This window comes from Anaerotruncus sp. G3(2012), assembly GCF_000403395.2.
Classification (GTDB): domain Bacteria; phylum Bacillota; class Clostridia; order Oscillospirales; family Ruminococcaceae; genus Anaerotruncus.
The window spans coordinates 5,001-15,641 of the sequence record NZ_KE159677.1; the positions used below are offsets into that span (position 1 = coordinate 5,001).

Here is a 10,641-nt window from a genome sequence, read left to right on the forward strand (position 1 = left end):
GCCCAGGCTGAGCAGAGCTGCAAAAATGTGGGTGCCATCCTGGAGGCCGCAGGCAGCGGTTTCGACCGGGTGATCAAAACCACCTGCTTCCTGGCAGATATGGGAGATTTTGCAGCCTTCAACGAGGTCTACGCCCGCTATTTTGTTTCCAAGCCTGCCCGCAGCTGCGTAGCCGTAAAGACGCTTCCCAAAAATGTCCTGTGTGAAATCGAGGCTATCGCTGAAGTATAAGAGCCTGCATTCATAAATCAAAAGAGAGAATCCTCTATGCGAATAAACTCGTCAAGGCCGAATGGTTGTGTATACAGGTTCTCAGTGTAATTGAGATGGAAGGGAAGTCGGATTATGAACATCAGGCGTATATGCGCCCTCTATTTCAGCCCTACCGGCGGGACCGAAAAGATCGCCCGTTTTGTGACAGAAGAGCTGGCCCGGCATCTGGGCGAGGAGCCGGCCTACGTCGACTTCACCAGACCGGAAAACCGGCAGTCTGAATACCGCTTTGCGGAGGACGACCTGCTGGTGATGGCGTCCCCGGTCTATGCTGGGCGGCTGCCAAATAAGCTGATGCCCGTCTATGCGTCCAGCATCTTCGGCAGCAATACCCCGGCAGTCCCCCTTTGCGTATTCGGGAACCGGAATCATGATCAGGCGCTGCGGGAGCTGGTGCTCCTGTTGGAAGGGAACGGCTTTCAGATCGCAGGGGCCGCAGCTTTCGCCGGACGCCATGCGTTCTCGGACAAGGTTGGCACAGGCCGGCCCGATGGCGCTGATCTGGAGCAGATGCGTGTATTTGCGGCCAAAGCAGCGGAAAAGCTGTCCAAGGATGCGCCGCTGCCCCCGCTGGACATCGACCGCAGTGAGATCGGCCCTTATTATACCCCTCTGAAAGAGGATGGCACCCCTGCAAAATTCCTGAAGGCCAAGCCGCTCGCCGATCCCGGTAAGTGTGTCCATTGCGGAACGTGCGCCCAGGCTTGTCCGCTGCACAGCATCGACGCGGGAACCCTGGAAGCTGTCGGTCTGTGCATCAAATGTCAGGCATGTGTGCGCCGCTGCCCCAAAGGGGCCAGATATTTCGAGGATGCCGACTTCCTCTCCCATGTGTCTATGCTGGAGCAGAACTACACCGCCCGCTCGGAGAATCAGCTGCTTCTTTAAAAAACATTTTCTCTTTGCAAGGGGGGCTTTGTACTTTGTAAAAGGCCCCCCTTTTGCCAACCCTTGGACCATCCGCCCATCACAGAATATATTTGGAGCGTGATCCTGAAAATCTGATGGATCTTGTGAAAGAGCTGCCTGTCTTTGTATAATTAAGAACCTGTATTCATAATCAGAGGATGCCGGATGGGCGAGGGATTTTGCTGCCCTGCAAGGCGAAAAAACGCAGACAATACTTTGTGTATTGCAAGGTTTTTCAACGCGGCAGGCCGGCAAAAGACCCGCTTAGACGGTGTCGAATGGTTGTGAATACGGGTTCTAAGAAAAAAACTATAAATCTGTAATCTTGAGGGATATTATGAAAACAGGGATCATGAAGGATTTTTCCATCCAGATGAAAGAGGGTCTTAATTATGAAGCACTTTAAATCTGTTTCCGCAGTGCTTGCGGTACTGGCGGCACTCTCCTGCTGTGCACCCGCCCCCAAGGATCAGCCGGAGCACTCTTCCGCTGTATCTTCGATGTCTGACGCATCCGAGCCGGACACATCCTCTGCCCCGGAGGCCCCTGCGGGCCCGCTGTTGGCAGGGCGCGCGCCCAATCTCAAACCATTCCCCTGTGAACAGGGGACCGGCCCGGAAGAAGTGGTGGAGCAGCTCTCCCAGCTGACCGGCTGGGACCTCACCCTTTCGCGGCCACCGGTTCCCAGGGGGGACGGATTGTCGGTCTCTTTCGCGCCGGAAAGCTCGCTGTTTGCCGGGCCGCCCAACCCACAGAAGGACCAGTTCCATGTCTTTGACGCGCAGGACCTGGTTTACAGCATCCTCGACAGCGTGTCCGCCTCGCTTCAAAGCGTCTGCGGGGTTTCGGAGGTCTATTTTACAGCCGCGGACGGAGGCGACCTTCAGTTTGAAGCGGGCGGTTATGCGTTTGTCTTTCCTGCGGGCCAGCCATATGAAGTGGATGTTCCTCAGGGGACAGCCTCTGCCGGTTACATACGGCACACCATCCGGTTCCCGGCCTATCAGGGCGGACGTACCGAAGCAAATGCAAAGATTTACGACATCCCCCCGTTCCAGCTCTCGATCGACCTGCCCGACAGCTGGACGGTACGAAACCCCGACGAGGAACTCTATTCGATCCCGACCACTCCGGTGGAATTTTATGAGGGGGATGCGCTGGCAGGCTCGGCCGGCTACCACATTTTTAAGATTCCCGAAGGGATAGATGAACGGACAGCGGCGTTTTACCGCGGTGTCTACAACCAGATTATGCTGGGAAGCCGGGCGACCTGGGACATCGAGTACACCCCCATTTCCGAAACCGAATCGAGCCTGACCGCAACCTGCTATGCGGGTTATGTCCCCGCCGACGAGGCGGACGGACAGCCAGCCGAGGAGGAGGAATGGGTCCGCCGGCAGGCGATCCTTTCTTATAACACAGACCTGTTGGTCTATGTCGCGATTGCATTTGGCGAGACGGAAATCCCGGAGGAACAATGGCAGGCGATCGCGAAATCGGTCCAGATCGAACCCCTGTAAAAAACAGCGTATGCCCGCGATCGGAAGATCGCGGGCATACTTGCTGCACACATGCTTACGGGCATCTATTGGCCCGGAAAAGGTCGAGCAAACCGTTTGCTTTTCCGCCGAAAACCGGCAGTTACATCCGGATCAGGCTGGAAAAGAGGATCCCCAACGCACGAAAAAAGGTCATCCGCTCAACCGATCCCGCAGCAACCAGCCTGTATTCACACAGATCGCTCTCCCCCACCTTGACGACCACCTTGCCGACCGTCTGCCCCGATTCGACCGGGGCCTCCAGTTCTGGGAGCAGGTCGGCCTGCTGGGTGATCGCGTCCTTGTCTGCGATCCGCACAACGACCGCCCCTGGCGGCTCACATACGACGTCCACCATCTGCGCAATCCCGTGTTTGACTGGGATCGGTTCGATCCCCTCGACCACCGGCAGCTCGACCCGCGCATAGTTGGCGAACCCATAGTCGAGCAGGCCGCGCGCCGCCGAAAACCGTTCAGCACTTGTCGCGCTTCCGAGGGTCACCGCCACCAACGAAAGCCCTCCACGGGTCGCGCTCGCGGAAAGGCAGCTCCCCGCACCATCGGTCGTACCGGTTTTCAGGCCGGTGCACCCATCGTAAAACCGGACCAGTTTGTTGGTATTCACAAGCTGGGTCTCCCCTCCCCGCAGTTCGCTCATCCAGACGCTCGAATACTCCGAGATCAGCGGGTACCGCAGCAGCACCCTGCTCATCTCCGCGATGTCCCGCGCGGTGGTCACATGCCCCTGTGCATCCAGGCCGGTCGCATTGACGAAATGGGTGTTGGCCATCCCCAGGCTCTGCGCCCGCTCGTTCATCATCCCCACGAACGCCTCTTCACTCCCCGCGACCGCTTCCGCCAGCGCAACCGCCGCATCGTTCGCACTGGAGATCGCGGTCGCCTTGAGCAGGTCGTCTACCGAGAGCTGCTCCCCCTCCTCAAACCAGATCTGGCTCCCGCCCATTGAGGCGGCGTGCGCCGAACAGGTAATCATATCATTCAGCGTGAGCTTTCCCTGGTCAATCGCCTCCATCGTCAGCAGCAATGTCATCACCTTGGTGATCGACGCAGGCGGCAGCTGCTCATCCGGGTTTTTCTCAAACAGCACCCGTCCGCTTTCCTGCTCGATCAGGATGGCCGAACGTGCGGGAAGGCCGTCGTTGACCGGGGCGGCAGTTTCAAGCGCAGTCATATCGGGCAGGTCCTCCGCGTGGACCGCCAGCCCCGAAACGCACAAACAACAGAGTATCAGACAGATCATCCATGCAGCCAGCCGTTTCCCCATAAGTTTACACCTCGTTACAGTTCAGAATACTAAAGATATATGCGGGGACGTCCGAAGAAATGAGCTTTTCCGGATTTTTTCCGCGGCTGTCAGACCGGCTCGAAAACATTCCGTAAATTTTTAGCCTGTCCGGCTTGCAATGGATGGATAAATCGGGTACAATATGTGTAAGAAATACTCCGCATCAAGCGGGTCAGGTTGTGCGAATTATACAAGCAATGCGCAAACGCAGAAAGGACAGGATCACAATGGCAATGAGACTGAATACACGCCATCTGAAAGGGTTTGTCAGCGAACATGAGCTGGCGGCGATTGAGCCGCAGGTACATGCCGCCCACAAGCTCCTGACCGAAAAATCCGGACTGGGGAACGATTTCCTTGGTTGGACCGACCTCCCCACAGCATATGACAAAGAGGAATTCGCGCGGATCAAAGCGGCTGCCAAAAAGATCCAGGCCGACAGTGATGTGCTGATCGTCATTGGGATTGGTGGTTCCTATCTGGGAGCGCGCGCGGCGATCGAGCTGCTCAAATCCCCGTTTTATAACAATATGAAGAAGGACACCCCCGAAATCTACTTCGCGGGCAACAACATCAGCGCCGATTATCTGAACACGATCATCAGCCTGTGCGAGGGCAAACGGGTATCGGTGAACATCATCTCCAAGTCGGGCACCACCACCGAGCCTGCGCTGGCGTTCCGGGTATTCCGGGAGATGCTCGAGAAAGAGTACGGCAAAGAGGGCGCCAAAGAGCGGATCTATGCCACCACCGACAAGGCGCGCGGCACCCTGAAGGAGTTGAGCGACCGCGAAGGCTACGAGACATTCGTGATTGCGGATGATGTCGGCGGACGGTACTCGGTGCTGACTGCGGTGGGCCTGCTGCCGATGGCGGTCGCGGGCGTGGATATCGACGCAGTGATGGGCGGCGCACAGAAGGCGCTGGAAGAGCTTTCTGTTGACGATCTCGAGAAGAACGACTGCTATAAATATGCGGCCCTGCGCAACATCCTCTACCGCAAAGGCAAATCGGTCGAACTGCTGGTCAGCTATGAACCGTCGTTTGCGATGATGAACGAGTGGTTCAAACAGCTCTACGGCGAGAGCGAGGGCAAGGACAATAAGGGCCTGTTCCCGGCGTCGGTGATCTTTTCGACCGACCTGCACTCTATGGGCCAGTTTATTCAGGAAGGCAGCCGCACCATGTTCGAGACGGTTGTCTCGATCGGCAAACCGCAGCTTGACTTCTTCGTGAAAGACGATCCCGAAAATCTCGACGGGCTGAACTTCCTCTCCAACCAGAACATGTCGGTTGTCAACCAGAAGGCGATGCAGGGCACCATTCTCGCGCATACCCAGGGCGGCGTCCCGAATATGGTCCTTGAAGTGCCGATGATCAACGAGCACGAGTTCGGCTATATGGTTTACTTCTTTGAGCGCGCCTGTGCGATCAGCGGCTATCTGCTGGGGGTCAACCCGTTTGACCAGCCGGGTGTGGAAAGCTACAAGAAGAACATGTTCGCCCTGCTCGGCAAACCGGGCTATGAGGATCAAAAAGCGGAGCTTGAGGCGAAACTCAACTGAGCACCTGTTTCCCCTCAAAACCACCTAAAAGGTTTACCCGATTTTCTCAAAAAATCGCGGTTTCCAAAGGCAGAGCCTTTGCCCGCGCTCCGCACTGCGGGCCGCAGCAGACCACACTTCATGCGGGACAGGCGCGGAACGCCTTATTCACAAATTTGTATTTTAAAGAAAGATGGAGGACTGATTTCATATGATTAAGCTGATTGTAGGACATAAAGGTTCTGGAAAAACCAAAGCGCTGATTGGGATGGTCAACGATGCGCTCAAAACTTCCAAGGGCAACGTTGTCTGCGTCGAGAAGGGCGACACCCTCAAATTCGGCCTGAGCTACCAGGCGCGCCTGATCGACATTGACCACTACGCAATCAAAGGCTTTGACGCGTTCTATGGCTTTTTTGCGGGCCTGTTCGCGGGCAACTATGACATCACCGAAGTGTTCGTTGACGCAACCTTCAAGGTCGGCGGCCATGACTATGAAGCATTCGGCCTCATGATCGACAAGCTGGTCAATCTGCTCAACGAAAACGGCGCAACCATGACTTTCACCGTCTCCTGCGATAAGGAAGACCTGCCCGAGCGTGTCCACCAGTATATCATCTGATGCTGTGCATGCCTGTTGATCAGAGGAAAGCTGCTTAAATTCACAGAGCAGGGATACCGTTTTTCACCCACGGTATTCCTGCTCTTTTGTTTCTTCCGCCAAAGCTGCCTTTGGTCTGGGACTCTCTTCTAATAGTTGTAATCCGGCTCGATGCCATACTTTTTGATATACCGCCAAAGGGTTGTCTTACTCACACCCAGCTCCTCGGCAACTCTTTCCCGGTTTCCCGAATACCTGCGCAGCAGTGCGGCGATCTCCACCGCCTTCTGATCCTTGTAAAGCACCACTTTCTCGGTCCCGGGCAGGGTTTTGGGGGTGATCTGCTCGACCTGCCGGCGCAGGAACACCTCGTCGATGTTGCGTTTCTCGGTCAGCAGCACGATCCGCTCACAGACCCGGCTTAATTGGTCGAGATTGCCCGGCCAGTCGTAGTTGAGCAGGAACTGACGCGCACCCTGTGTCAGATGCACATAACGTTTGTACTTTTCCTGCCATTCATCCAGATAGAATTCCGCCCACGGAAGGATGTCCTCCCTGCGGCGGCGCAGCGGCAGAAGTTCCAGGCTCAGCACGCTCAATGCATAATACAGGTCGCCGCGGAACTCGCTGCGTTCCACCCGCGCCGCTAGGTTCACACAGCTGGAGACGATCACCCGGACGTTGGCTGCTACCGGACGGTTGGAGCCGTTGTGCAGGAACTTTCCCTGCAGCAGGTTGAGCAGCTTATACTGCATCTCGAACGGCAGGTCCTCCACGTGGCTCAGATAAAGGGTGCCATCCTGCGCCAGTTCCGCCATACTGGTAGGGGTCTCCTTTTTGGTGGTATAGTTGCCGAACAGCATGGTATCCAGCGTATCGGGCAGCCAGGCGCTGCAATCCAGCGGAACGAATGCATTGTTGCGGGCAAGGCTTTCGTTGTGCAGGCACTGCGCCATGATATCTTTCCCGGTGCCCGCCTCCCCAGCCAGCAGTACGGGTGCATTGTATTTTGCGATCCGCTTGGCCAGCGCAATCGTCGCCTGTACCTCCTTGTTGCACGCCTGTGTCTTATCGAAGGTATACTTGGCGATGTAACCGCGCTGATACAGCTCCCGGCGCAGTTCCCCATCCATCTCGATGACCCTCTTGCCCTCCTGGAAGGTCAGGATTGCGCCGTCGATCTCCCCATCCACGCGGATCGGCGCCAGGTTGACAATCGCTACTTTATGTTTGATGTCCATCAGGAAGGCGTACGCCTCTTTCCCCTGAAAGAGGGTATCCTCCAAGACCTTACGGTTGAAGTTGGGAAGAACGGCGGTCAGCGTCTGTCCCAACAGATCGCTGGGACGCCGCTCCAGCAGATCATATCCCGCGCGGTTAACCCGCAGGATGACCCCATTGCGGTCGATCTGCATGATCCCATTGAAGGTGTAGTTCAGCATAGTGTCCATCTCGGCGCTGTTGTGTTTTTCCAGATCAATGGCGTAACAGACGCGCCCGGCAGTTTCCAGAGCCGTCCGGAGGCTCTCCTCCCCCGAAGGGATGAACCGGCAGGTCATCCCCATATGGCGCGCATGTTCGCAGGAGATATCTCCCCCAATCACCGCATTGCAGCCATCCTGATAAGCCTGTTCGGTGGCAGGGGCCAGCCCGGCGGTGTCCTCCACCATATAAAGGCGCAGATCAACACCGAACAGCTGGTTGAACTGGGCGGTATCGCAGAACATATTGGCAAAACCGACCAGCCCAAGCCGTGGACATGCAATCCCCAGCTCCCTTTTCAGATCGAGCATCACCATCCCCAGTTCCTGGGTGGTCACACGGATCTCGACCAGCGGCATACGCAGATTGCTGCGCTTGACGATCTGTGCCTGTGCGCCGCGGGCCACGACCAGTTCGCAGCCCTGGCTTTCCAGCTCCCGCACGCGGGATTCGACCAGTTCCGTTCTGGTGAATTCCAGACACATCACCGTAAAATGTTTGGATGCCCTTTCAGCCAGAGGGCGCGCCAGCTCGCACATCTCCCGATAAGGGACCAGAATCGCCACTTTTGCCATAGGGATTCTCCTTTTCCTGTTGTTGGGTTCTGGAACCATTTTACCCCGTCCGCCCGCCGGCTGTCAACCTGCACCGGCAGACGGAAAAAGCCGGGTGCAGAACACCCGGCTTTTCGTTGGTTAGGAGGACCAACTTTATGAAGAAAGAGAACAAGCGGATAGAGCGGGATCAGCGGCCGAGTTTGAGCCCGGTCAGGTGCTCATAATACTGAGCGATTGCGCTGTGGTCTTTCTGACCGCCTTCGTTGTTGTGCAGCCACTGCATGATCTCCTGAACCTCGGCGGTCATCGGAACCGGAGCGCCGACCGTGTGCGCGCAGTCGAGCGCGTTGTTCAGGTCTTTGATGTGCAGGTCGATCTTGAAGCCCGGTTTATCGTTGCCTTCAATCATCATCGGCGCTTTTGCATTCATGACCGTTGAACCGGCCAGACCGCCGCGGATCGCCTCGAACACCAGCTGCGGGTCCACACCGGCCTTCTGCGCCAGTGTCAGAGCCTCGGCCAGCGCCTGGATGTTGCACGCAACGATGATCTGGTTGGCCAGCTTGGTAGTGTTGCCCGCGCCGACATCGCCGCAGCGCACAACAGAAGCGCCCATCGTCTCGAGCAGGGGTTTGAATTTGTCAAAGACTTCCTGCTTGCCGCCGACCATGAAGCTCAGCGAACCGTCGATCGCTTTCGGCTCACCGCCCGAAACCGGCGCATCCAGCATATCAATGTTTTTTTCAGCCAGCACCGCAGCAATCTCCTTGCTGGCAACCGGGTTGATCGAGCTCATATCAATGAATACAGTGCCCGGCTTCATGTAACCGGCAACACCGTTTTCGCCCAGCATAACGCTCTTTACATGAGGGGAGTTCGGCAGCATGGTCAGAACAACATCGCAGCTCTCGCCGATCTCTTTGTTGGTAGCGGACTTGGCGCCAGCCGCTACGACCTCTTCGACAGCAGCGGTATTCAGATCGCTGACCAGCAGGTCGGTGTAGCCGCCCTTCAGGATATTTTTCGCCATCGGTTTGCCCATGATTCCAAGACCAATCAGACCAATTTTCATAGTTGCTTACCTCCATTATTTTGCAGATGTTTTCCTTTGCTGGTTCTCATTATAAGGAGTCCGCGCCAGTATCTCAAGGCTCAAAATGACCAAATTCCCACCTGATATTTTTATCATTCCATAAACCTTTCAAATTTTAAATCCATTTTTTCAAAACCTCGAAACAACAGTTTCAAATCTTCCGGGAACCGGTTTGCAACAACCGTTTGGGCAGAGTATAATGGAAGCACCTGAAAAGAACCCGCATGGTTTTCTTCACGCCTGCGGCAGCCCCGCCGCAGGCGTCAGGCGCACACACCGCAGTTTGGACTGCTCTGACAGCAAGACCAGAAACATAGATACAAACCAAAGCGAAAGAAGGTAGATTTTTCATGGCATTCATCACACAGAGCGGCGCACCCGCCGGCCCGGTGGGACAGGGGACATGGTACCTCGGGGAGAATCCTTCCGCATTCGCGGATGAACGCAACGCCCTGCGCACCGGCATCGAAGCGGGCATGACCCTGATCGACACCGCTGAGATGTACGGCGAAGGCGCCGCCGAGGAACTGGTGGGCAGCGCGATCCAGGGGTTTACGCGGGAAAGCCTCTATCTTGTGAGCAAGGTCTATCCGCACAACGCCGGGCGCGCCCACATTTTCACCTGCTGCGAAAACTCCCTGCGCCGGATGCGCACCGATTACCTGGACCTCTATCTGCTCCACTGGCGTGGTTCGGTGCCGTTCGCCGAGACGGTCGAATGTATGGAAGAGCTGAAAGCCAAAGGCCGTATCCGCGCCTGGGGGGTCAGCAATCTGGACACCCGCGACATGAGGGAACTGATGGCGCTGCCCAAGGCGGGCGGCTGCGCGACCGATCAGGTGCTCTACCACCTGGGCAGCCGCGGGATCGAATATGATCTGCTGCCGTTTTTGCGGGAGCGGCAGATTCCTGTGATGGCCTATTGCCCGCTGGCGCAGGCCGGACGGCTGCGGCGCGGCCTGCTCGCCAATCCGGTGATACAGAAGATCGCCTTTGCGCATGACGCCACTCCGGCGCAGGTCCTGCTCGCCTTTCTGCTGGCACAGCCAGGCGTGGTCCCCATTCCCCGCACCGGGCGCGCCACCCACACGCTGGAAAATGCGGCTGCTGCGGAACTGAAGCTGTCCGGCAAAGAGTTTGCCGCGCTGGATAAGGCGTTTCCCGCGCCCACCCGGAAGGTCCCTCTGGACATCCAGTGACGATTCTCGGGCAATCGAACGCAGCTTTAGAGCCTGTTCATCATCTAAAGTTTTACTCAATTTTTTTGCTCCGGCCCAAGAGCCGGCGCTCTGCGCCGGTTGGCCTATGCACGCCGCTGCGGCGGCAGTCAAAAAATTG

General features: G+C 56.8%; 9 protein-coding genes (1 of these 9 cut by a window edge). 6 read left to right on the plus strand and 3 right to left on the minus strand.

Translation table 11 applies throughout. The annotated features are described in order from the left end of the window. The 3 genes from C814_RS18240 to C814_RS18250 all read left to right on the plus strand — a co-directional run. A protein-coding gene (locus C814_RS18240; protein WP_016316891.1) for a RidA family protein crosses the window boundary here: on the plus strand, nt 1-231 show its 3' portion. It extends 138 nt beyond the left edge of the window; the window shows 231 of its 369 coding nt (coding positions 139-369); its start codon lies off the left edge, out of view; the stop codon is at nt 229-231. 114 nt (nt 232-345) lie between these two features. Further along, nucleotides 346-1,161, plus strand: coding sequence for a 4Fe-4S binding protein (locus tag C814_RS18245; protein ID WP_016316892.1), 816 nt, complete (start codon nt 346-348; stop codon nt 1,159-1,161). A 413-nt stretch (nt 1,162-1,574) separates the two neighbouring features. Further along, nucleotides 1,575-2,702, plus strand: a complete 1,128-nt coding sequence (locus C814_RS18250; RefSeq protein WP_016316893.1) for a hypothetical protein — start codon at nt 1,575-1,577, stop codon at nt 2,700-2,702. A 121-nt stretch (nt 2,703-2,823) separates the two neighbouring features. Here the strand turns inward: C814_RS18250 and C814_RS18255 are convergent, their stop codons facing one another. Further along, a complete protein-coding gene (locus C814_RS18255) occupies nt 2,824-4,005 on the minus strand; it encodes a D-alanyl-D-alanine carboxypeptidase family protein (protein WP_016316894.1) in 1,182 nt (393 codons plus the stop codon). Between the two features lie 248 nt (nt 4,006-4,253). On the opposite strand from C814_RS18255, the gene C814_RS18260 reads away from it, so the two are divergent. Together C814_RS18260 and C814_RS18265 are read left to right on the plus strand one after the other, a co-directional pair. After that, entirely contained in the window at nt 4,254-5,591 is a 1,338-nt protein-coding gene (locus C814_RS18260) for a glucose-6-phosphate isomerase (protein ID WP_016316895.1), read from the plus strand. Between the two features lie 190 nt (nt 5,592-5,781). Beyond that, entirely contained in the window at nt 5,782-6,192 is a 411-nt protein-coding gene (locus C814_RS18265) for a hypothetical protein (protein ID WP_016316896.1), read from the plus strand. A gap of 128 nt (nt 6,193-6,320) precedes the next feature. Here the strand turns inward: C814_RS18265 and C814_RS18270 are convergent, their stop codons facing one another. Together C814_RS18270 and garR are read right to left on the minus strand one after the other, a co-directional pair. Further along, a complete protein-coding gene (locus C814_RS18270) occupies nt 6,321-8,228 on the minus strand; it encodes a sigma 54-interacting transcriptional regulator (RefSeq protein ID WP_016316897.1) in 1,908 nt (635 codons plus the stop codon). Nucleotides 8,229-8,397: 169 nt separating this feature from the next. After that, complete coding sequence (gene garR, locus C814_RS18275) at nt 8,398-9,282, minus strand: 2-hydroxy-3-oxopropionate reductase (protein ID WP_016316898.1); 885 nt, start codon at nt 9,280-9,282, stop codon at nt 8,398-8,400. Between the two features lie 371 nt (nt 9,283-9,653). Here garR and C814_RS18280 point away from each other — a divergent pair, with 371 nt between their 5' ends. Continuing rightward, nucleotides 9,654-10,502 carry an aldo/keto reductase gene (locus C814_RS18280; RefSeq protein ID WP_016316899.1) on the plus strand — a complete coding sequence of 283 codons (849 nt, stop codon included), beginning with the start codon at nt 9,654-9,656 and terminating at the stop codon, nt 10,500-10,502. Nucleotides 10,503-10,641 lie beyond the last annotated feature (139 nt).

Bases quoted from the DNA above. Each gene is read 5' to 3' on its own strand.
- C814_RS18255 (WP_016316894.1), bottom strand. From the start codon at position 4,005: ATGGGGAAACGGCTGGCTGCATGGATGATCTGTCTGATACTCTGTTGT.
- C814_RS18265 (WP_016316896.1), top strand. From the start codon at position 5,782: ATGATTAAGCTGATTGTAGGACATAAAGGTTCTGGAAAAACCAAAGCG.
- garR (WP_016316898.1), bottom strand. From the start codon at position 9,282: ATGAAAATTGGTCTGATTGGTCTTGGAATCATGGGCAAACCGATGGCG.
- C814_RS18270 (WP_016316897.1), bottom strand. From the start codon at position 8,228: ATGGCAAAAGTGGCGATTCTGGTCCCTTATCGGGAGATGTGCGAGCTG.
- C814_RS18245 (WP_016316892.1), top strand. From the start codon at position 346: ATGAACATCAGGCGTATATGCGCCCTCTATTTCAGCCCTACCGGCGGG.
- C814_RS18280 (WP_016316899.1), top strand. From the start codon at position 9,654: ATGGCATTCATCACACAGAGCGGCGCACCCGCCGGCCCGGTGGGACAG.
- C814_RS18260 (WP_016316895.1), top strand. From the start codon at position 4,254: ATGGCAATGAGACTGAATACACGCCATCTGAAAGGGTTTGTCAGCGAA.
- C814_RS18250 (WP_016316893.1), top strand. From the start codon at position 1,575: ATGAAGCACTTTAAATCTGTTTCCGCAGTGCTTGCGGTACTGGCGGCA.